We start from the raw sequence: 21,131 nt of genomic DNA, 5'->3' as shown, positions 1-21,131 counted from the left end.
CGTCTAATTAATTAGACGGCTTTTTTTATACTTTATTTTTAGAATATTTCTTAGTTTTCTTTAACTGCATTTACCTTTAAACCTTCAAACATAGCGGTTGTAAGTTTTTCAAGATCATATTCAAAATCCCAATTCCAATCTTTTTTAGCTTCACTATCATCGATACTTGCCGGCCAAGAATCTGCAATTGCTTGTCTAAAATCTGGTACGTAAGAAATCTTAAAATCTGGCATTTGCTTTTTGATCTCACTTGCCAATTCTTCTGGTGTAAAGGTCATAGCTGCTAAATTGTATGAAGATCTAACTTTTATGTTCTCTGCTGGTGCTTGCATAATATCTATAGTTGCTTTAATAGCATCTTCCATAAACATCATTGGTAAGCTGGTATTTTCAGATAAGAAAGAAGTGTAAGTTCCTGTTTTTAGAGCTTCATGAAAGATCTCTATAGCATAATCTGTAGTTCCACCTCCAGGCAAGGTTTTATAACTTATAATTCCCGGATATCTGATACTTCTTACGTCTACTCCATATTTATTGAAATAATACTCACACCAGCGCTCTCCCGTTTGTTTACTTATACCATATACCGTACTTGGCTCCATAATGGTAGTTTGTGGTGTATCTTGTTTTGGAGTGGTAGGTCCAAAAACCGCAATACTAGATGGCCAGTAAACCTTTTCTATCTTTTTCTCCTTTGCAAGATTTAATATGATAAAAAGTGAATTCATATTAAGGTCCCAGGCTTTCATTGGCATTTTTTCTGCTGTTCCACTTAACATAGCCGCCATCAAATACACATCTGTGATCTTATACTGTTCTATTAGAGCCTCTATTCTTGGTTGATCTGTTGCATCTGCAATTTCAAAAGGTCCTGAGCTCATCAATTCCTCATTTCCTTCCTTAATATCGCTTGCAACAACATTATCATTGCCATACAATTCTCTCAATTTTAAACTCAGTTCGCTTCCAATTTGCCCGGAAGCTCCAATAATCAATATCTTCTTAGAATTCATTTATTTTCAATTTGTAGCACAAATATATCCATTTCAATAAAGATGCTGCGAAGATTCACGTTAAAAAGGAGTCTAAACTCCGAAGTTTTCAAAGATGGATATAGCTGGCATTTTCCTTAACTTTGCCGTTCAATACTGTTTTATGAGAAGATTTTTTAGCATTCTAATGTTGATCAGCATTTTTAGTTGCAAGCAGAGTGAGCAACCTCAAAAAAATGCAGCATCTACTGGTATAGATACTACTAGTGTAGACCAAAAAATAAAGATGCCTTCTCAAACAATTAGATTACTTCCTGCTGCCAGTGCGTATACTTCAGATTGGTTAGGTTTTGTAACGGCTCAGGAGGAGATTAGAAATTTTGAAAATTATTCTATTAAAGATGTAACATCCAATGCAAAACCTATTGTAGAGATTATGAAGTCTATGCAGGAATCTGTACCAGACACTTTAAAATCTAAACCTGTGCAAGCAAGGTTAACCGTATTGTATACAAAAGCAAAGGTACTGGAGCAACTAGCAGCAAGACCGGAGTATAAATCTAAAAAAATAGCTGAGGTTGCTGCATCTATTCCTAGCGAGTTTAATAATTTGAAGATCCAGATAAATGAACTTTTTCTAAAAACACTAGAAGATTTTGATAACGAACTTGATGAATTTGAAGCCAGAGCAGATTCTATAAACAATGCTATACCCAATAAATATACTACCCCAAAACAGCGATTTCAAGCTAAACAAGATTCTTTAGACAATAACCAATAGCCACCTAAAATTTTATTTTATGAAAAAGCTGCTACTAATACTCTTATTATCATTCAATTTTACGCTGATATACGCTCAAGAAATTAATGGAGCTATTCAAAAGGAGGAGATAAATGATGTAATGGAACAATGGCACCATGCTGCTGCAACTACCAACTTTGATAAATACTTTGGATTAATGGCAGCAGACGGTATTTTTATTGGTACCGATGCTTCAGAAAACTGGCAAAATGATGAATTCAGAAATTTTGCAAAACCTTACTTCGAGAAAGGAAAAGCTTGGAACTTCACTACCATAGAACGCAATATATACCTTTCTAATTCTGATAACACCGCATGGTTTGACGAATTATTGGATACGCAAATGGGAATTTGCAGAGGATCTGGGGTCTTAACTAAAATTGATGGTACTTGGAAGATTCGCCATTATGTACTTTCCATAGCAATTCCCAACGACAATGTCTCTGAGATTACCAAGATCAAAAAAGATTTTGACAGCACTTATATCGCTAAGCACAAGCAATAAAGCTTTTTGAATTTAAGGAAGCTTAAATTTATTACCGCTTAATATAAAGTTAACACATCTAAAATCAGCATTAAATTATACCTGCAAATATTCTCTTCCTAATTTATTACTTTTTAGTACTTTAGTGCTAAAATTTTAATCAATTAGAAGCATGAAAAAATTATCGAATGCCTTCTTTTTGTCATTTTTAGGTGCCGCTCTGGTAACCGGTTGTAAGAACGACGATAAAAAAATGGCAGTAGAAGAAGAAAATCACGGGATTAACCTTTCCTACATGGACACTACGGTTAGTCCAAAAGAAGATTTCTTTAGATACGTAAATGGAAAATGGTCTGATTCTACAGAAATTCCTGATGAATATACTACATGGGGAAGTTTTAACGAATTACGTAAGAGAACAGATGAAGATGCACTTTCACTCTTGGAAGGAGCTGCAAATAGCGATAGTTTAGACGCTTCTAGCGATCAGGCTAAAGCTGTTTACATGTATCAAAGCATTATTGACACTGTTGCGCGTAACAAAAAAGGGGTTGAACCTCTAAAACCTTACTTGGCAAAAATAGATGCTATTAACAACAAGCAAGATTTACAAGCCTACTTAACTGAAATGCAACAATATGGTGGTGCTGGATTCTTCGCATTTTCTATAAGTGCAGATGCTAAAGATAGTAATACGAATGCCGCTTATTTATATCCTTCGGGATTAGGACTTCCAGATAGAGATTACTACGTGGTAAAAGATGCAAGTTCTGAAGAGATTCGTACCAAATACAAAACTTTTGTTACTAAAATGCTTCAATATTTAGGAGACTCTAAAGAAGATGCAGAAAAAAGTGCTGAAACCATCTTAGCTTTTGAAACTAGTTTGGCAGAACCGCAATTGGATAAAGTAGATCGTAGAGATGCTAGAAAAACTTACAATCCAATGGCTATAGCGCAATTGCAAAAAGAAGTTTCTGCAATAGACTGGAAAAAATATCTTAGTGAAATTGGTGCTTCTAAGGTAGATACCATAATCGTATCTCAGCCTAAATACATGAAAGCATTACAAAAGACATTTGCATCCAACAATGTACAAGACTGGAAAACATATTTAAAATGGAATCTTTTTAATGACGCTGCTAATTCTTTAACTACAGAAATAGAAAAGACAAATTGGGATTTTTATAGCGGTGAACTTCAAGGCGCTAAGCAACAACGTCCATTAAACGAGCGTGCTTTGCAAACTGTAAATGGAACTATTGGAGAAGCTCTAGGAAAACTATACGTAGATAAATATTTCCCTGCAGAAGCTAAAGAGAAAGCTCAAGAAATGATTGCTAATGTAATTAAAGCTTACCAAAATAGAATTAACCAAGTTACCTGGATGAGCGATAGCACTAAAGCTAAAGCAATAGCAAAGTTAGAGACTACCAGAATTAAGGTTGGATATCCCGATGATTGGAAAGATTATAGCAGTTTAGAAATTTCTTCTCCTAAAGATGGTAAAGGTTCTCTTTTTCAAAATTTAATGAACACTGCAAAGTGGAATGTAAAAGAAGATATGGCTAAATTAGGACAGCCGGTAGATAAGAATGAATGGTTTATGTCTCCTCAAATAGTAAATGCATATTACAATCCTAGCTATAACGAGATTGTATTTCCTGCAGCTATTTTACAACCTCCTTTCTACGATTATAAAGCAGATGCTGCTGTAAACTATGGTGGAATTGGTGCTGTTATTGGTCATGAGATCTCTCACGGATTTGATGATAGTGGTGCTCGTTTTGATGCTGAAGGAAACTTGAACAACTGGTGGACAGATAAAGATCTTGAAGAATTTGAAAAACTTGGAGGTTCTTTAGCTGAACAATACAGTGCAATTGAAGTATTAGACAGCGTTTATATTAATGGTAAATTTACTTTAGGTGAAAATATTGGAGATCTTGGTGGTGTGAATGCTGCTTATGATGGACTTCAACTTCACTTAAAAGATCATGAAAATCCTGGGAAGATAGATGGATATACTCCAGAACAACGTTTCTTCCTTTCTTGGGCTACGGTATGGCGTACCAAAATGAGAGATGAAGCGCTTAGAAACAGAATTAAAACAGATCCACATTCTCCTGGAATGTACAGAGCTTATGTGCCTCTTCAAAATATCGATGCTTTCTACCAAGCTTTCAATATTGAAAAAGGCGATAAAATGTATGTTGCTCCAGAAAATAGAGTTAAGATCTGGTAAGAATTTCTTTAAAATAAAAAAGGGCTGCAGAAATGCGGCCCTTTTTTTATTGCTAATAATTACGCTTCTTCTAAAGGTGAAAAAAGGTTATGTTTAAATGTATAGCCTAATATCTCCTTAAGATTTATAGAATCTACTACCTTACCTTTTGATGGTGTCTCATTATCAAATTGAGGCATTGCTAATTTTCTTTCTTGTGCTTGCTGTGTATAGTAAGCTTCCTTACTGGAATGTTCGTGATACACCGCATTAAAAGTTTCATTCCATGCTTCATTTTTAATGATTTTTGAGATAATCTCTATACAATCACTTTGATGAATCATATTAATAGGAGCATCCGGATTCTTAATTCCAATTTTTCCGGCAAGATATGTTACAGGATGCCTTCCTGGACCAAATAATCCGCCAAACCTAACAATGGTGGTTTTATAAGATTCGCTAGCTCTAAGATGCTCTTCCGCACTTATAAGTTGCTTAGAAGCATTGTTTTCTGCATTTGCACGATCCATTTCTGTGTAATTAGGAAAAATTTCTTCATCTTCATAAACAGAAGTCGAGCTCACAAAAAGTACTTTGCTTACTCCAGATTTTTCTAGATAATCTTTCAACCTCCCTATTCTTCCAATAAAATTAACATCCGGATCATTTCTAAGACCAGGTGGAATGTCTATTATTAATATTTCTGCGTCTGAAAGAAAAGAGGTTATATCACCTTGTATTCCTTCTACATAGATCTTTATTTCATAAGGAGTGATCCCTTCCTGAGTTAATTTGCTTAACTTATCTCTATCTGTGGTGGAACCCCTAACAATATGTCCTTCTTCCAGCAATCTTTTAGCTAAGGGCAGTCCTAACCAACCACATCCTAGTATTGATATTTTCATATATTCTTAATTAGTCTTTTTCTGCTTGTTCTTTTTTTCTTTAAAACTGATCACCTTTTTAAGAACTACAGCATCATTCAAAACAAAAGGTCTTGGCATCATATCTTTGTTTCTTGGGGCTACTTTTAATTGATCATTTTTCAAAAGGTCATAACTAGATTCATACAACACAAAATCTGGAACTTGCTGCTCCTTTTTCAAACTGAACTTAATCCTTAAGGTATCCTGATTTGCTGCATGATACGTAAGTAATTTATTTTCCCATCTATTGGTGAAAATATGAAAAGCATTCTCCCCTAAATAAATTGAATCTGCTTCCAGATCATTCACTGTAAATTTCTCAAAATCTACTTTTCTATCTACATATAATTCCATTCTATTGATCTTTCTGTTTGGTGCAATTTTCAGCATATAATTAGAAAGACTCGATGTAGAATCTACCGATTTCAGTTTTTCAAAAATCACTCCCGGCTTTTTAATATCTATTACCGGAGCTTTAGCTTTAAATGAAAATTTACTTCCATATTTACTACTGAAGTTGCTTTCTTCTACAGGAAGAATTACCGGATCTTCTCCAAAATATTTCTGCGTCCAAGGATCTATCAAATGATCGTAAGAATTCCAAGTGGCCTTATTCGCATCTGTATCTAATAAATATACCAAACTATTTGGCTTCGGCTGATCTTCACTGAAATCAGCATTAAAATGAGCGATCACAAACATCACGTTAAATACCATAAAACACAATAATGCCATTGCTTTTTTCCGTGTAAAATATCCAAAGACAGGCAGAAAAAGAGCAAATAAGAACACGGTAAGCATCGCTACCACAAATACGATCTTTAAGCCCAATGCTACCGGAAAGCTCACCACGAATGGCAAAATAAGGAGTAAAGATGGTAGACTTAATAAGAACATCAACAGTAAATTCGGACTTTTTTGACGGATCATTACCCATAACTGCAGTGCTCCAAAATAAATGGGAATTATAAAATAGCCGGCTCCTTTTAAGTAGAAAGCTACCAAAGTGCAAATAAGTAACCAAAAGAAAAGTGGGAATACAAATAAACCTGCTTTTCTGCCTTCCCCTTTGAACAGATTATAACTTAAAAAGCAAACTGTTAGAGTCACAAAGATGGCGGCATAGATATAATAATAGCCATTATAAGTAAATCCATTTTCCATCTCGGCATATGGTAGATACACGAACATAGCGAATTTCCAAAGCAGATATACCAAGAGCGATCCTCCAATAAGACTCATAAAATATGGAATAGCACCTTTAAAAACCTCTTTAACTGTATATCGTTTTTTAAAGAAACCGTAAACTAGAACTCCCAAAAATAAGACCCAGCCAAGAAGTAACATCGGCAAGATCCATGAGAACGGATAACTCACTATTTCGCCTAAAGGCAAACTAAAATAGATAAGATCTTCAGATGAATTTAGGTCTTGAAGATCTGCATCTTTAAAATAAATTAACAATGGCATTAAATAACTCCCTTGTTGCGCTAAGGTTTCAGGATCAAGATTTGCAGCAACATCATTTGCACTGTGATAATCAAAATGATCGTCTATAAAGGCAAAATTGAAACCGTTGATATTGCCTTGTTCTCTAAGCACTGTGAGATCGGTATCATTTGGCAGCATTTTATAAACCGAATAGGCCAAAGAATTTGTTACCGGAAATTCAGGTTTAGATTTAATAAAATCTTGAATAAGCTTAGCGTTTCCATTGTTGGTTTCTAACAACATAAAAGAGTTTCCGCCACTCCCCCTTGCTTCAAAATTTAAAGCCAAACCAACATCTTGTGCCCATTTGTGTTTGGAGATAAAAAGTTCAGCTCCATTCAATCCTAACTCTTCCGCATCTGTAAAAAGCAAGATCATATCATTCTTATGCGCTTCATTTTTAGCAAGAAAAGCTCTTACACCTTCCAAAATTGTAGCAACCCCGCTACCTGCATCACTGGCTCCAAAAGAAGAATGGCCGGCACTATCGTAATGCGTCATTAATAACAGCGCCTTACTGTTTTCATCACCCGAAATTCGAGCTAGAATATTTTGAGATCTTGTTAATTCTCCCTTTTTATTTAGGCTATATCCTTCTTGAGTTTGAACTTCTAATCCTAGATCTTGAAGTTGATTTACGATATAATTTCTCACCAAACTATGTGCCGCACTTCCAACAAAATGAGGCTGTTTCGAGATATTCTCTACATGCTTAAAGGCTCTTTGAGTAGAAAATTGGGTTAAAGGAATATTCTCATCTTCTGCATTTTTTGGCATGCTGGAATAAAATATGAACCAAACCGAAAATATCAATAAAATAACTACTAAGAGCGGGTATAATTTTTTAAGCATAGAGTCTAAGAAATATAAAGAGTTTAAAGATAAATAAGTTAAGCTGAAAAAAATAAAATAATGGCGCTCTTCCAAAACCGAAAATAAAGACCTATATTTAAGTAGTTAATAATCAATAAATTACAGTTATGGGGATAAAAAGTTTTCAAGGACAACGGGCAGTGCCCGAAAAATTACAAAGTGCCCCCATATTGGTTTCAGATTATATGACTACAAATTTGATCACCTTTAGAAAAGAGCAATTGGTGGTGGAAGTGATGGAGTCTTTAATAAAGAACAAAATGTCTGGAGCCCCTGTGGTAAATGAGCGCAATGAACTGGTAGGTATTATATCTGACGGAGATTGTATGAAACAGATCTCTGAAAGCAGATATTATAACATGCCTATTGGTGACATGCAAATAGAAAAATTTATGGCTACAGATGTGCCAACCGTAGACAAGAATGTGAATATTTTTGACTGTGCTTCTCTTTTCTATAAGCACGATTGCAGAAGATTTCCAATTGTAGAAGATGGCAAATTAATAGGCCAGATAAGCCGAAAAGATATTCTTTGTGCTGCCTTAAAATTAAGAGGTCAGAATTGGCATTGCTAATTTCGTTTTACCAAGGCATAAAGATCGCCTTCTAACGGCAAATAGCCTTGATCGTAAACAAAGTAGTAAACATTGCCTGTTTTGGTGGTGTAAATACTCGTGAAATATTCAAAATTGAAACCTTTGGCCAGCAACTTAGATTTGCTGGTCATTGTTTTATCTGTTGGATTTAAGTCGAGAAGGATCCTGTAATTCTTCCGTAGCGAATTGTTCACATTCCGAATAAGATTGGTGCTATCTTTATTGATGTTATTATTGTAGGCATTTCTACAATAATCGCTGCAGAACTTTTTATCTGCTCTTCCAACAATCTTCTCCCCACATTCTAAACAGGTTTTTTGCATTCTTAAATATAGCGAAAATGTTTAAATAGGTGTGATCGCTGTTTTTCTGATCGGTTTAAAAATCTTCTAATGCTTCAATTTCTTTTTCATAATCAAACTGAAGGTCTTCATGTAAACCAGAAAGTGTTTTTTTAATAGAAGCCACCTGCCTATTATACAAATTCATCATGGTAGCATTTCTTTTAATGGAAGGCTTAAAATCTTTAAGCTGCTCACAGAAATAAATAAGCAACTCGATCTCGGTTTCCTTTTTTGGAGAATATCGAATGTACTTCTTAACGTTCTTCAAGATTTTCCGAAGACTTTTTTTAATGTAGTAGAAATTCTTGGTATTAATATTTTTTAGATCTGCATCTATTTCAGCTTTTACAGATGCTATAAATGCTTCTTCATCTGCAGATTCAAAAAGCATATAAGTGAGCAGCTCTTTATTCTCCTTTTTGAATTTTGATAAACGCAAACAAAGCTCCATCAATTCATCTGTAGACTTAAACTTGAGCTCTTTTTTAATCTGACTTACGGTAGCTGCTTTCAATACTGCCTATTTTCTAGATTCGGTTTCATCTTCACTTTTAGGTTCAGAAAGACTCATATAAATTGTTTCTCTTATTTTAGGGCCGTTTATAAATCCGTCTTTCACCTCTTCATCTGAATAAAACGTACTCGTTAAGCTTTCATCTTTTATAATTGCATCTTTATCTTTCCCAGAATCTAGAGCCTTCTGAACATTTTCTCTTAGGCCTTTTAGCATAGTTAAATACTTTGAGTAATCTTCATAAGTTGCCAGATCACCATGCCCCGGAATGATCTTAGTCTGCTTATTAATAAGTTTTAATCCCATTTCTGCTGCAGCAATATCCCCATCAATACTTCCACCACTTTTTAGATCTATAAATGGAAAAGATCCATTAAAAAAAGTGTCCCTGGTGTGCAATACATTAGAAGTTGGAAAATATACCAATACATCACTGTCTGTATGCGCATTATGAATATGTGTGATCAAAATGTCGTTATCATTTAAATGCAACGTTACATCACTATCAAAAGTTATAATTGGTAAGCCTTTACCATCTGTATTCTTTTCATCTGCTGCCAATCTTTTTCTTACATTATCATGAGCTAGAATTAAAGCGCCTTGTTCTTGAAAGTTGGCATTCCCACCGGTGTGATCTCCGTGAAAATGAGTGTTTACCAGATATTTTACCGGCTTATCACTTAATGTTTTTATACTAGCCATAATTTTTTCAGAAAGTCGTGCAAATTGATCATCGATCATGATCGTGCCGTCTTCCCCTGTTAAAACTCGAATATTTCCACCTTGCCCTACCAGCATAGAAATATTTTCGCTTACCGGAATTATTTTGATGTTCACTCCTTCTTTATCTTGGGCATTCCCAATGAATGGCGCGATAGCAATTAAAATGGAGGTAATTAATTTTTTCAAAGCTGTTATTTTTAAGTTAACTTTATAATGAAACTTAAGATTTGGAACGTATCTTATCTTTTCTCATAGGCATGGAATCTATTAGATCTAATATTTTATCTAAAGAAATGCAGTTGTAATCTTTTAATTTGATCTTGCCATCCAAACCTATTAGATAAAACTCAAACGGACTATCTTTTTCGTCATATTTTTTATACAAATTGGTAGCTGTTGTCCACTGAGCATCTTCAGCAAAACCTACTTTCATTTGATGTTGATAAACCTGATAAACAACTACTTTTCGATCTTCGAGTTCCTTTAATCCCATTTCCAATTCTTGAAGCTGATTGGTGAAATCTTCATTTTCAAGATCTTCCGTAAGCAATAAAATCAACCTGTCTTCCCAATGATGCTTAGAAAGGTCTTGGGACTGTGCTGTATTCATAAAAAGTAATAAAAGTAAAAACGCTGAAAATTTTTTCATTCTTAATATTACAACTTTTTGTAGGAAACTTTAGTTAAGAAGTGCTATTTCTACAAAAGTCTAAACCGAATTTTACTTCGCAGTAAATTTAACTTAAACTTTATATTTGCTAAGGTTGAAGCAAAACCGCCATGGAAGAAAATAGTCTGATTCATATTAATTTAGAAAAGCAACGTTTGCTCAAAGAAAAAATTGAGGAAGCCACTCAAGAACTGGAATTAGTTCAGCAGGAAACCCTTCAATTTGAAGCTATTCTTCGTTCTCATTTAAGCGACCTGATAATTGAAGAGCAAGAATTAAGCGTTTTGTATAAAGAGCTTAAAAAGGCTAAGAAACTTAAAAGACTTCAGCAAAAACAAAAAGGCAAAAAGCTTAAAATAAGTAAAGAGCTTAAAATCCAACAAAAGGAACCTTTAAAAATTAAGGATCCTGAAGATGAAAAGGAGCGAAAAAGACTGTATAGAGAGGCTATGTTATTTTCCCATCCAGATAAATTCTCTTTAGATCATGAAAAGATTGAATTGACAACAGAGATTACCACGCAGCTTATAGAGCTTTATAAAAATGGAGAATTACAGGAATTAAAGCTTTTTCATTTACATATTATGAGTGGTAATGCGCTTGCCGGAGATAATTTACTTCCTACTACATCTTTAGAATTGGCTCAAAAAGACAAGTATCTTGAAAATAAATTGAAAGATCTATTAGAGCAATTGCAAGCCGCTAAGAATAAACACACTTATAAAGTGCTAAAAGAATATAAAGACCCGATGAGCTTTTTGCAAGAATTAAAAGAATATTATGACGATCGAATTTTCAAATTAAAAAAGCGAACCAGAAAAGCTTAGTCGTTTTTAGGAGAAAAAAGATCACTTTTAGAGTATCCTTTTTAATTTATTTCAGTCTACTCTATAAACCCTTTAAAGCTAGAATTATGAATACCTGTAAATGTTCCAATTGCGATTGTGCAAAATGTAATTGCGTTAATTGTTTAGAAAATAATTGTCCGTGCACCAAGTGTGACTGTAATAAATGCAATTGTTGTTAAATCTTACAAAGGCCGGTGAAGTAGCTGGCCTTTTCTTTATTTTTAAGTATGGAAACCCAAAAAATATGGAATTGGTTTAACGAAGAGCTCTATTTCTTCATTCTTAAAAAAGTGAAGAATAAAAATGCCGCGAACGATATCTTCCAAAATTCCTTTTTAAAAATTCATGGAAATCTACATCAGGTTGAAGAGGAAGAGAAAATAAAAGCTTGGGTTTTTCAAATTACCAGAAATGAAATTACCAATTATTTCAATCAGGAATCTAAATTCAAGGATGTTGTAAATCCTGATCAGCAGAATACTATTTCAGACTATCAGCACATTTGCTGTTTTGATAAATTCATTAATAATCTACCCGAGACTTACAAAGAGGTAATAGAAATGGTTTATATCGATGGCAAAAAACAAAATGAGGCTGCAGAAAAACTGACTATTAGTCTAGCCAACGTGAAGGCTAGAATTAGACGTGGAAAAGCTATTCTGAAGAAAAATTTTAATGAGTGCTGTAAATATGAAATAGATAAAGACGGAAATTTAGTTGGAGAACCAAATTGCGCCTGCTGTTCTGATCCCTAAATTACTAACTTTTTCCTGTTATTCTCCTTTATAAGAAACCACCTGAGAATATTCCATAAAGGTATCCTTCAAACGTTCAATTTTAGGGTCCATTCTATCTGCAAAGACAAGATACTGACATTTAGGAATACTCTGTGGAATTCTCACCACATCATTATAAGCGCTATTTCTAATTAAGAATGCGGCATCTTCAACAATGAACATTTGCAACTGACTTACATTAACACCCGTAATCTTGAATAACTGAAACAACCTTTTTGGCGTAGCTATTAAAATATCGATACCGTCGTAAATATCTTCTTTTTGATTATCTATGTTTGGCTCGTCGAAAGCGGCGTAAACTCTTAGATCTGTGCGTCTGGTAAAAGTTTTAAACTTCTCTTCCAGTTCTACGGCTGCAGCTTTATCCTCAACAAAGATCAACGCACGTGGCGCATCTTCAAAAGCTTCTCCTTTTAATTTCTGAATAACACTTATGATCATTGCTGAAGTTTTTCCGCTTCCCTCTTTACCTACTATAAAAAGATTAGACCCACTTTTTATCTTAGGTAATATTTTCTTCTGAAATGGTAGAGGTTCTTCAAAACCCAATCTTTCTAAGGCCTCCATTAACGGAGTGTTTAGCTTTTTAAATGACATATTATCGAAATTAACTGATAATTTTTGACAGAAATTGTTCCGCAAAAATAAGAACCTGCAAGTTGGCGATTAATCCTTATTTAAATAAATGATTCTTCATATATCTTCTGAAAATCAAAAAATATCACCACTTAACCGACAACAAATGTTTACAAACGTAAGTAAACGAAAACAAGCCTTTGCCAACCGAATAAACTTTCTGTCTCGATGTAGGTTTGTCCTGTTGAAATGAACGAATGATTTTCAACTGCAATAAATTCTATAGTTATGAGCACTTTAAGAAACACAGTACAATTGATCGGGCATGTAGGTAATGATCCTGAAATCGTAAATCTTGAATCTGGTAAAAAATTGGCCAAATTCTCCATCGCTACTAATGAATCTTATAAAAATGCCAAAGGCGAAAAGATCACAGATACACAATGGCATAATGTAGTTGCTTGGGGCAAGACTGCCGAGTTGATAGAAAATTATGTTCCAAAAGGAAAAGAAGTAGGTATTGAAGGAAAACTTACCAGCAGAAGCTATGAAGATAAAGAAGGTGTAAAACGCTACATTACTGAAGTGGTTTGTAATGAACTTTTACTTCTAGGGAAATAGAAAGTATGCATTAAGTAAATAATAAAGCGACATTTCTAGCAGTTAAGAAATGTCGCTTTATATTTTATTTAAATAAGATGAAAAGTATTTTCTAATTCTTCACCTCTTCTTTTTTAGGCATTTTGATCTCTGGAGATAATACATTTCCATCGGCATCGATCTCAATGATAGAATCAAATCCTAGTTCATCTAATTTATCTGCAACCTTAGCTCTGTCTCCTACCATAAACCAATTCACTTCATTTGGTTTTACCATTTTATTACTAACAGATTTCAAATCGCTTAAAGTCAAATTCTTGATATTGGCATCATAGGTTTGGTAATAATCATCTGGCAGATCATACTTCACAATATTATAAAGTGAGTTATTTACCGCCGAGTTTGTTTCCCATTGTCCCGGTAAAGCAAGAATCTGATTAGTCTTTACTTTATCTAACTCTTCCTGAGTAACAGGTTTCGTAGATACAAATTGAGATAACTCTTTTTTCAACTCTAAGATAGATTCTGCAGTTTTATCGGTTTGAACCGGGGCATAAACAATAAATGGTCTTTCCTGTTGTGCATCCATCACAAATCCGAAGGCGCCATAAGCCCAATGTTTATCTTCTCGAAGATTCATATTGATACGGGAAGTAAATTCACCTCCCAACACATTCACCATTTGCTCTACAGCAACTTCTGGCACTTCGCCATACTTTCCGGTTAAATAACCCCCAATAATTACAGATTGCGGAGATTCCGGTCTGTTCATTAAATACAACGTATTTTTAGTTCCTGTTTTTGGCTTGTTATAAGTGATGGTTGGAACGTCTCCTTTTTTCATCTTTCCTAAAGATTTTTCAAGCTTCGCTTTAAGCTCACTCATTTCTACATCTCCGGTAACAATTAGTGTAGCATTATTCGGCTTCATCCAAGTGTCATAAAATTTCTGAACATCGGCTCGCGTTAAATTTTCTACCGTTTTCTCATATCCCGTTCCTGTATATGGATTGCTGTAAGGATGATCTTCGCCATATAAATATTTATTGACCACTCGCAATGCCATAGAAACAGGTTGAGACTTCTCTCTTTTGATATCATTTAACTGCTCATTCTTTAATCTATCGAATTCCTTTTGAGGGAAAGCAGGATTCAAAATAACATCTGCAAAAACATCTAAACTTCCATCTAAGCTTTGTTTTAAGGTATTCATACCCACTCTGGAAATATCCTGGTCTGATCCTGTATATAAATTAGCTCCCAGCATTTGAAGTTTTTCATTGATCTGAAGTGAGTTCATATCTTTAGTTCCTTCATCTAATAGATCCATCGCTAAAGCTGCAGTTCCCGGAGTAGCTAAATAATCTGTTTTATATCCGGCGTTGAACATAAGATCCATAACTACGGTAGAAACTCCTTCTCTTTTTGCTAAAACGATGTTCATCCCGTTAGACAATTTTGCTCGTTGCACTTCTGGAAATTTTACAGCCTTAGCAGTTCCTAAAGGAGGTAATTTAGATCTATCAATATCAGATTTCACAACGGTATATTCAGGGAATGGCTTGCAAATTAAAGTATGCTTTCCTTTTGTTAACCATTTCTTTGCTGTTGCCTGTAGATCAGCAGCAGTAGCATTTTCTACAAATTTCATTTGAGTTTTATAATAAGATGCATCTCCATGATACGTTTGGTTTGATGCTAATACATCTGAAACTCCTCCAAACCCACCAATTCTTTCTGTTCCTTTTATAATTCCTGAAAAGTAATCGGCTTTAACTCTTTTCAACTCTTGCTCGGTAGGTCCGTTTTTTATTAGATCATCTATTTCGGCTAAAAGTTTAGTTCTAACTTCTTCAATATCTTCTCCAGGTTTTACGTTCGCATACACAATGTAATTGCTCGCGATTTCGCTTGAAGACTGAAAAGCAGCAACATTACTAGCAATCTGATCTTCATAAACCAATTTTTTATAAAGTCTGGAATTCTTACCATTGCTCAAAATAGAAGCCACAAGATCTAATTCCAGATCTTCCTTTTCTCCAAACGGAGGAGAATTCCATGCAAAAAGTACTCTCGCCTCTGGCACTCTATCTTCATAAACCTGATACGTATCTCCGTTATGTTCCGGAATATTTCTTTCTTGTCTTTGGATGGTTGGCCCTGAAGGGATATCTCCAAAATAAGCCAACACTTTTTTGTGGATCTCTTCCGGCTTAATATCTCCGGCGATAGCAATTACTGCATTCGCAGCACCGTAATATGACTTGAACCAGTTTTGAACATCTTCTAAAGAAGCAGCATTCAGATCTTCCATTTCCCCAATTACCGTCCAAGAATATGGGTGCCCTTTAGGATACATGGCTTTAGTTATATAATTCCACTGTTGTCCATAAGGCTGATTTTCTCCTTGTCGTTTTTCATTTTGAACTACACCACGCTGCTCATCTAAAAGATCCTGATCCACAACTCCAAGTAAATGCCCCATTCTGTCTGACTCTAGAAACAAAACCTGATCTAAAGCCGAAACCGGAACGTTTTGAAAATAATTAGTTCTATCTGTATTGGTCGTTCCGTTAACATCGGTTCCTCCTATTCTTTCTATTACCTGAAAATAGTCATCATCATAATTCTCACTACCATTAAACATTAAATGTTCAAAAAGATGTGCAAACCCACTTTTACCTTCTTTTTCATTCTTTGATCCTACATGATACCAAACGTTGACTGCCACAATTGGCGCTTTGTGATCTTCATGAACCAAAAGGGTTAATCCATTTGGCAACACAAATTTTTCATAATCAATGTTGATGTCATCTGCTTTAAATACTGAATTTTGAGCCCGAGATTTTTGTACAAAGCCAAAAACGATCAGGAAAACGATCATTAATTTTCTCATTTTTTTGATTGATTTGATTAATAAAAAGTGGGTGGGGCACTTAAATATAAGCATTAAATCAACTAAACATTAAATGCTTATAAAATTTATCAATTTTATAAAACAGAAAAAGAGTCAAAGAGATAGTTAGAAGAAGATATTTTGTGCTAGCCTATAAGTATTGGCGTGTGCTTCTAAAATAATTTTAATATCGGGAGAATAACCACCTCCCATACTCACTTCTACCGGAAGATTAAGATCTTTTAATGTTTGCAAAACGTAGCGATCTCGTTCTTTGCAACCTTCCACACTACATCCGAGTTTTCCTAACTTATCGGTAGCAAGTATATCCACCCCACTTAGATAGAAAACAAAATCTGGTTGAACCTGTTGAACTAGATCGGGTAAGGTGTTTTTGAGAATGTCAAGATATTCTTCATCCTCAGTTCCATCTGGGAGCTCAATATCAAGATCAGATTTTTCCTTTCTGAAAGGATAGTTATTCTTGCCATGCATAGAAAAGGTAAAAACAGAAGCATCATTTTCAAAGATCTCTGCCGTTCCATTTCCCTGATGCACATCTAGATCTACAATAAGGATTTTCTCTATTTCTTCCTTTTTCTGAAGATATCTTGCTGCAATAGCCTGATCGTTCAAAAGGCAAAAAGCTTCACCTCTATTTGAATATGCATGATGAGTGCCGCCGGCAATATTCATGGCTATTCCATATGCTATAGCATAATCACAAGCTTTCACGGTTCCGTCTGCAATAATGAGTTCTCTTCGTATCAATTGCTTTGAAAGAGGAAAACCTATCTTTCTGGCTGCTCTTTTATCTAAGGTGTCATTTTTTAGATCATCAAAATACTCTTTGTCATGAACAGCTAAGATCAGATCTTCAGGGGGCATTTCAGGCTCAAAAAAATTATCCTCAACACAAGTACCTTCATGTAATAATTGCTTCGGCAATAGATCATATTTTTCCATAGGAAATCTATGACCTTCCGGCAATGAGTGTTTGTAGATGGAATGATTAGCTATTTTGAGCATAGATGTAAAAAAAGCCTTACTTAAAAGTAAGGCTTAGCTTATTAACTAATTATAGTCCCGTTATTCACTTTATCTTCATCAGGATTCAAAAAGACCAATTTTCCATCAGCATTTTCTGTCATCAAGATCATTCCTTCACTTTCTACGCCTCTAAGTTTTCTTGGAGCAAGGTTGACTAAAACAGTTACTTTTTTTCCAATGATTTCTTCTGGTTTAAAGCTTTTAGCTATACCAGATACAATAGTTCTAATATCTAATCCCGTATCTACTTTCAACACCAATAACTTATCTGCTTTTGGCATTTTTGTAGCTTCGGTAATAGTTCCAACTCGAAGATCCATTTTCGTGAAATCTTCAAAAGTTGCGATCTCTTTTTGAGGTTCTGCTTTTTTATTCTCAGCTTCGTTAGCGGCTTTAGTAGCTTCCAATTTGTCTAATTGTTTTTGAATTTGTTCGTCTTCTATTTTGCTGAAAAGCAACTCTGCTTTTCCAATTTTATGACCTGAATTTAATAAGATGTGTTTAGTTGAAATTTCATCCCATGTAGAATCTTGTCCATTTTCAGCATCAGAAATATTCAAAATAGATTTCAATTTGGCTGAAGTGAATGGCAAGAAAGGTTCGCTTAAAGTTGCAAGTGCAGATGCAATTTGCAATGCCACGAACAATACAGTTTTTACTCTTTCTTCATCAGTTTTTATAAGTTTCCAAGGTTCTTCGTCTGCTAAATATTTATTTCCTAATCTGGCAAGATTCATCAATTCTCCTTGTGCTTCTCTAAATCTATATTTTTCTATAGAGCTGGCAATTACTGCCGGATATGCTCTAAGTGTTGCAAGTGTCTGCTCATCAACTTCAGAATAATCTCCTGGCGTTGGAACTTCACCGCTATAATATTTATCGGTTAACACCACCACTCTGTTGATGAAGTTTCCGAAGATAGCCACCAATTCATTATTGTTTCTAGCCTGAAAATCTTTCCAAGTAAAATCGTTATCCTTAGTTTCCGGAGCATTTGCCGTAAGCGCATAACGCAATACATCTTGCTGATTTGGAAAATCTTCTAAATATTCGTGCAACCAAACAGCCCAGTTCTTTGATGTAGAAAGTTTTTTACCTTCTAAATTCAAGAATTCATTTGCAGGCACATTATCAGGCAAAATATAGCTTCCTTCTGCTTTAAGCATGGTAGGGAAAATAATGCAATGAAAAACGATGTTATCCTTACCAATAAAATGTACCAATTTGGTGTCTTTATCTTTCCAATACGGCTCCCAGTCTTTACCTTCTCTCTCTGCCCATTCCTTGGTTGAAGAAATGTATCCGATTGGCGCATCAAACCAAACATAAAGCACTTTCCCTTCGGCACCTTCCACAGGAACCGGGATTCCCCATTCCAGATCTCTAGTTACCGCACGAGCTCTCAAACCTTCATCTACCCAAGATTTAACCTGCCCATACACATTAACTTTCCAGTCTTTTTTATGTCCTTTTATAATCCATTCTTTCAACCAATCTTCATACCTGTCTAATGGTAAGAACCAATGCTTAGTTTGCTTAAGTGTTGGAACCGCACCTGTAATAGCCGATTTTGGATTGATAAGGTCTGTAGCATTTAAAGAACTTCCACAATTCTCACATTGATCGCCATAAGCTTCTTCATGTCCACATTTTGGACAAGTACCTGTTACAAATCTATCTGCTAAAAATTGATTTGCTTCGGCATCATATAATTGCTCTGTAGTTTCTTCAATAAACTTCCCATCTTCATATAATTTCTTGAAAAATTCTGAAGCGGTATCATGATGGATCTTTCTTGAAGTTCTGGAGTAGTTATCAAAAGAAACTCCAAAATCCTGAAAAGACTTTTCTATAATTGCGTGATATTTATCTATAATTTCCTGCGGAGTTACTCCTTCTTTCTTAGCCTTCATAGGTATTGCTACCCCATGCTCATCACTTCCGCAAACAAAAGCAACATCATTACCCTGCATTCTTAAAAAACGTGCATAAATATCGGCTGGCACATAAACACCGGCCAAATGCCCAATATGAATGGGACCGTTGGTGTAAGGTAATGCGGCGGTAATTGTATATCGTTGTGGAGAATTATTCATTTATTCCATTTCTTTTTTTGAGTCTGTAAAGGTAAGCAACTGTTAAATATTACACGTTAAAATCTTGTAAAAGACAAGGCTGGTGGAGCAAATGTGTCTATTTTTAGACAAAACTTAACCAATGCGTAGAATTTTTATACTTATAGCTCTTGTAACACTGGCTTCCTGCGGAAGTTCAAAAAAATCGGTTTCAAGTAGATTTGATAAACTTATGATCGAAAATTTAGCAAATTTTACTGCGGAAGAGATCAAGAATTCTTTTCCCAATGCTACTATAAACGAAGGTACGGGCATGTTCGAAGAAGGTACCGTAGAAAAAGATTTTACAGTGTTATATCCGGAAACTCCCAATGAAATTCACATTACTTGGACTGATAATAGTAAAACTAAGATCGATGAGATCAGATTTTCTGATAATGGTAAATGGAAATCTAAATCTGGGATAAAAATAGGAACTACCTACAGTGAGCTGAACAAAATGAATGGAAAACCGATTTCTTTTTATGGCTTTGGATGGGATTATAGTGGTGCTGTATTATGGAATGATGGGAAATTGGAAAACGGAAAACTGAGAGTTTTTATAGGACCCGATAACGAGGTGAATGCTAAATATTACGGCGACAGAATTATAAAAGCAACTCCTGAAGAGATTGAAGCTTTAGATCTAAAAGTTCAAACTATTTTACTTCATTTAGGCGAATAAAACGTAGAGATAAATAGGGAATAACCCCCTGTTACGCTCTTTCATTATTAGCTATTTTTATTGCACTTCATTTAAGAAGTGTAAAAACTAATGGCAAATCATAATGATCTAGGTAAAAAGGGAGAACAACTGGCTGCGGAGTTTCTGATCTCTAAAGGTTATAAGATCATTGCCAGAAACTTCAGATTTCAAAAGGCTGAAGTTGATATTATCGCGAGAAAAAACAATGTGCTCGCCATAATTGAAGTCAAAACCCGAAGCACTTCTAATTTTGGAGATCCTCAAGAGTTTGTGAAAGCTAGACAAATTCAACATTTAGTTAAGGCTGTAGATCATTTTGTATCTGAACATCAACTGGAGGTTGATGTAAGATTTGATATTATTGCCATCATCAAAAATTCTAAACAAACCAAAATAGAGCATTTGGAAAATGCTTTTTTATACTTTGAATAAACTTTAATTGCTCCTTCCCTATTTTTTAGGGAAGGTGTCATTCCCATGGAATGACGGAAGGGTAAAAATAACTATCATGGATAAAAGAATTCATAATAAAAAATATCTGGAAGTCTACAGGAAAGAACTGAGAAAAAATCTAACATCAGCGGAAGCTTATCTTTGGAAACAATTGCAACAAAGAAAACTAGACGGAAAGAAATTTAGGAGACAGCATAGTATAGAAAATTATATTACTGATTTTTATTGTCCCGAGCAAAGATTGATTATTGAACTCGATGGACAAGTACATTTTAACCCAACGTCTCAAGAAAATGATAAAAATCGAACTAAAAGATTGGAAGAATTAGGGTTTAAAGTAATTAGATTTGAAAATAAAATGGTTTTCGATAATTTACAATCTGTGTTACAAGAAATAAAAAATAATTTTAAATAACTGACCACCCCGCTCTACGAGCACCCCTCCTAAAATT

The 21,131-nt window shown here is 34.7% G+C and carries 21 protein-coding genes; 10 read left to right on the top strand and 11 right to left on the bottom strand.

The window, feature by feature from the left end; translation table 11 throughout:
- Positions 1-50: 50 nt before the first annotated feature.
- Entirely contained in the window at positions 51-1,013 is a 963-nt protein-coding gene (locus tag P163_RS15915) for an NAD-dependent epimerase/dehydratase family protein (RefSeq protein ID WP_034893504.1), read from the bottom strand.
- A gap of 142 nt (positions 1,014-1,155) precedes the next feature.
- On the opposite strand from P163_RS15915, the gene P163_RS15910 reads away from it, so the two are divergent.
- The 3 genes from P163_RS15910 to P163_RS15900 all read left to right on the top strand — a co-directional run bounded on the left by P163_RS15910 (position 1,156) and on the right by P163_RS15900 (position 4,523).
- Positions 1,156-1,773: a hypothetical protein gene (locus P163_RS15910; protein WP_156100726.1), complete on the top strand. Its 618-nt coding sequence runs from the start codon at positions 1,156-1,158 to the stop codon at positions 1,771-1,773.
- A 19-nt stretch (positions 1,774-1,792) separates the two neighbouring features.
- The gene (locus P163_RS15905) at positions 1,793-2,299 is read left to right on the top strand and encodes a nuclear transport factor 2 family protein (RefSeq protein ID WP_034893498.1); all 507 of its coding nucleotides are present in this window, start codon (positions 1,793-1,795) and stop codon (positions 2,297-2,299) included.
- Positions 2,300-2,450: 151 nt separating this feature from the next.
- A complete protein-coding gene (locus P163_RS15900) occupies positions 2,451-4,523 on the top strand; it encodes a M13 family metallopeptidase (RefSeq protein ID WP_034893495.1) in 2,073 nt (690 codons plus the stop codon).
- Positions 4,524-4,582: 59 nt separating this feature from the next.
- On the opposite strand, the gene P163_RS15895 is transcribed toward P163_RS15900, so the two are convergent.
- Positions 4,583-5,407, bottom strand: a complete 825-nt coding sequence (locus tag P163_RS15895) for an NAD(P)H-binding protein (protein ID WP_034893492.1) — start codon at positions 5,405-5,407, stop codon at positions 4,583-4,585.
- 6 nt (positions 5,408-5,413) lie between these two features.
- On the bottom strand, positions 5,414-7,696 hold the full coding sequence (locus P163_RS15890; protein ID WP_231556213.1) for a M28 family peptidase: 2,283 nt from the start codon (positions 7,694-7,696) through the stop codon (positions 5,414-5,416).
- A 203-nt stretch (positions 7,697-7,899) separates the two neighbouring features.
- Here P163_RS15890 and P163_RS15885 point away from each other — a divergent pair, with 203 nt between their 5' ends.
- Positions 7,900-8,367 carry a CBS domain-containing protein gene (locus P163_RS15885; protein ID WP_034893487.1) on the top strand — a complete coding sequence of 156 codons (468 nt, stop codon included), beginning with the start codon at positions 7,900-7,902 and terminating at the stop codon, positions 8,365-8,367.
- Here the strand turns inward: P163_RS15885 and P163_RS15880 are convergent.
- The 4 genes from P163_RS15880 to P163_RS15865 are packed head-to-tail and all read right to left on the bottom strand — an operon-like array spanning position 8,364 to position 10,579.
- Entirely contained in the window at positions 8,364-8,711 is a 348-nt protein-coding gene (locus P163_RS15880) for a hypothetical protein (protein ID WP_034893484.1), read from the bottom strand. The two genes, P163_RS15885 and P163_RS15880, sit on opposite strands and share 4 nt — an antisense overlap.
- A 55-nt stretch (positions 8,712-8,766) precedes the next feature.
- Positions 8,767-9,246, bottom strand: a complete 480-nt coding sequence (locus P163_RS15875; protein WP_034893481.1) for a hypothetical protein — start codon at positions 9,244-9,246, stop codon at positions 8,767-8,769.
- 6 nt (positions 9,247-9,252) lie between these two features.
- Positions 9,253-10,155, bottom strand: coding sequence for an MBL fold metallo-hydrolase (locus P163_RS15870; protein WP_034893477.1), 903 nt, complete (start codon positions 10,153-10,155; stop codon positions 9,253-9,255).
- Positions 10,156-10,189: 34 nt separating this feature from the next.
- A complete protein-coding gene (locus tag P163_RS15865) occupies positions 10,190-10,579 on the bottom strand; it encodes a DUF4174 domain-containing protein (RefSeq protein WP_034893474.1) in 390 nt (129 codons plus the stop codon).
- 170 nt (positions 10,580-10,749) lie between these two features.
- Here P163_RS15865 and P163_RS15860 point away from each other — a divergent pair, with 170 nt between their 5' ends.
- Together P163_RS15860 and P163_RS15855 are read left to right on the top strand one after the other, a co-directional pair.
- On the top strand, positions 10,750-11,466 hold the full coding sequence (locus P163_RS15860) for a hypothetical protein (RefSeq protein WP_034893471.1): 717 nt from the start codon (positions 10,750-10,752) through the stop codon (positions 11,464-11,466).
- A gap of 248 nt (positions 11,467-11,714) precedes the next feature.
- Complete coding sequence (locus P163_RS15855) at positions 11,715-12,242, top strand: sigma-70 family RNA polymerase sigma factor (RefSeq protein WP_034893468.1); 528 nt, start codon at positions 11,715-11,717, stop codon at positions 12,240-12,242.
- Between the two features lie 18 nt (positions 12,243-12,260).
- On the opposite strand, the gene P163_RS15850 is transcribed toward P163_RS15855, so the two are convergent.
- A complete protein-coding gene (locus tag P163_RS15850; protein ID WP_034893464.1) occupies positions 12,261-12,881 on the bottom strand; it encodes a DEAD/DEAH box helicase in 621 nt (206 codons plus the stop codon).
- Positions 12,882-13,148: 267 nt separating this feature from the next.
- Here P163_RS15850 and P163_RS15845 point away from each other — a divergent pair, with 267 nt between their 5' ends.
- On the top strand, positions 13,149-13,481 hold the full coding sequence (locus P163_RS15845; protein ID WP_034893461.1) for a single-stranded DNA-binding protein: 333 nt from the start codon (positions 13,149-13,151) through the stop codon (positions 13,479-13,481).
- 91 nt (positions 13,482-13,572) lie between these two features.
- Here the strand turns inward: P163_RS15845 and P163_RS15840 are convergent, their stop codons facing one another.
- From P163_RS15840 to metG, 3 genes are all read right to left on the bottom strand, one after another.
- Positions 13,573-16,356 (bottom strand): M16 family metallopeptidase, encoded by a 2,784-nt coding sequence (locus P163_RS15840; RefSeq protein WP_034893458.1) that lies wholly within the window; start codon positions 16,354-16,356, stop codon positions 13,573-13,575.
- A 126-nt stretch (positions 16,357-16,482) separates the two neighbouring features.
- Positions 16,483-17,385, bottom strand: coding sequence for a histone deacetylase (locus tag P163_RS15835; protein ID WP_034893455.1), 903 nt, complete (start codon positions 17,383-17,385; stop codon positions 16,483-16,485).
- A gap of 41 nt (positions 17,386-17,426) precedes the next feature.
- Positions 17,427-19,502, bottom strand: a complete 2,076-nt coding sequence (gene metG, locus P163_RS15830) for a methionine--tRNA ligase (RefSeq protein ID WP_034893451.1) — start codon at positions 19,500-19,502, stop codon at positions 17,427-17,429.
- Positions 19,503-19,623: 121 nt separating this feature from the next.
- On the opposite strand from metG, the gene P163_RS15825 reads away from it, so the two are divergent.
- The 3 genes from P163_RS15825 to P163_RS15815 all read left to right on the top strand — a co-directional run bounded on the left by P163_RS15825 (position 19,624) and on the right by P163_RS15815 (position 21,094).
- A complete protein-coding gene (locus P163_RS15825) occupies positions 19,624-20,205 on the top strand; it encodes a hypothetical protein (RefSeq protein WP_034893449.1) in 582 nt (193 codons plus the stop codon).
- Positions 20,206-20,295: 90 nt separating this feature from the next.
- Positions 20,296-20,658 (top strand): YraN family protein, encoded by a 363-nt coding sequence (locus P163_RS15820; protein WP_034893445.1) that lies wholly within the window; start codon positions 20,296-20,298, stop codon positions 20,656-20,658.
- Between the two features lie 76 nt (positions 20,659-20,734).
- Positions 20,735-21,094, top strand: a complete 360-nt coding sequence (locus P163_RS15815) for an endonuclease domain-containing protein (protein WP_034894522.1) — start codon at positions 20,735-20,737, stop codon at positions 21,092-21,094.
- The last annotated feature ends 37 nt before the right edge of the window (positions 21,095-21,131 follow it).

The organism is Gillisia sp. Hel_I_29 (assembly GCF_000744275.1).
Classification (GTDB): domain Bacteria; phylum Bacteroidota; class Bacteroidia; order Flavobacteriales; family Flavobacteriaceae; genus Gillisia.
The sequence above is the reverse complement of the archived record's forward strand: the minus strand, read 5'-3'. Positions and strand labels throughout refer to the sequence as shown.

Bases quoted from the DNA above. Each gene is read 5' to 3' on its own strand.
- P163_RS15915 (WP_034893504.1), bottom strand. From the start codon at position 1,013: ATGAATTCTAAGAAGATATTGATTATTGGAGCTTCCGGGCAAATTGGA.
- P163_RS15910 (WP_156100726.1), top strand. From the start codon at position 1,156: ATGAGAAGATTTTTTAGCATTCTAATGTTGATCAGCATTTTTAGTTGC.
- P163_RS15905 (WP_034893498.1), top strand. From the start codon at position 1,793: ATGAAAAAGCTGCTACTAATACTCTTATTATCATTCAATTTTACGCTG.
- P163_RS15900 (WP_034893495.1), top strand. From the start codon at position 2,451: ATGAAAAAATTATCGAATGCCTTCTTTTTGTCATTTTTAGGTGCCGCT.
- P163_RS15895 (WP_034893492.1), bottom strand. From the start codon at position 5,407: ATGAAAATATCAATACTAGGATGTGGTTGGTTAGGACTGCCCTTAGCT.
- P163_RS15890 (WP_231556213.1), bottom strand. From the start codon at position 7,696: ATGCCAAAAAATGCAGAAGATGAGAATATTCCTTTAACCCAATTTTCT.
- P163_RS15885 (WP_034893487.1), top strand. From the start codon at position 7,900: ATGGGGATAAAAAGTTTTCAAGGACAACGGGCAGTGCCCGAAAAATTA.
- P163_RS15880 (WP_034893484.1), bottom strand. From the start codon at position 8,711: ATGCAAAAAACCTGTTTAGAATGTGGGGAGAAGATTGTTGGAAGAGCA.
- P163_RS15865 (WP_034893474.1), bottom strand. From the start codon at position 10,579: ATGAATACAGCACAGTCCCAAGACCTTTCTAAGCATCATTGGGAAGAC.
- P163_RS15860 (WP_034893471.1), top strand. From the start codon at position 10,750: ATGGAAGAAAATAGTCTGATTCATATTAATTTAGAAAAGCAACGTTTG.
- P163_RS15855 (WP_034893468.1), top strand. From the start codon at position 11,715: ATGGAAACCCAAAAAATATGGAATTGGTTTAACGAAGAGCTCTATTTC.
- P163_RS15850 (WP_034893464.1), bottom strand. From the start codon at position 12,881: ATGTCATTTAAAAAGCTAAACACTCCGTTAATGGAGGCCTTAGAAAGA.
- P163_RS15845 (WP_034893461.1), top strand. From the start codon at position 13,149: ATGAGCACTTTAAGAAACACAGTACAATTGATCGGGCATGTAGGTAAT.
- P163_RS15840 (WP_034893458.1), bottom strand. From the start codon at position 16,356: ATGAGAAAATTAATGATCGTTTTCCTGATCGTTTTTGGCTTTGTACAA.
- P163_RS15835 (WP_034893455.1), bottom strand. From the start codon at position 17,385: ATGCTCAAAATAGCTAATCATTCCATCTACAAACACTCATTGCCGGAA.
- metG (WP_034893451.1), bottom strand. From the start codon at position 19,502: ATGAATAATTCTCCACAACGATATACAATTACCGCCGCATTACCTTAC.
- P163_RS15825 (WP_034893449.1), top strand. From the start codon at position 19,624: ATGCGTAGAATTTTTATACTTATAGCTCTTGTAACACTGGCTTCCTGC.
- P163_RS15820 (WP_034893445.1), top strand. From the start codon at position 20,296: ATGGCAAATCATAATGATCTAGGTAAAAAGGGAGAACAACTGGCTGCG.
- P163_RS15815 (WP_034894522.1), top strand. From the start codon at position 20,735: ATGGATAAAAGAATTCATAATAAAAAATATCTGGAAGTCTACAGGAAA.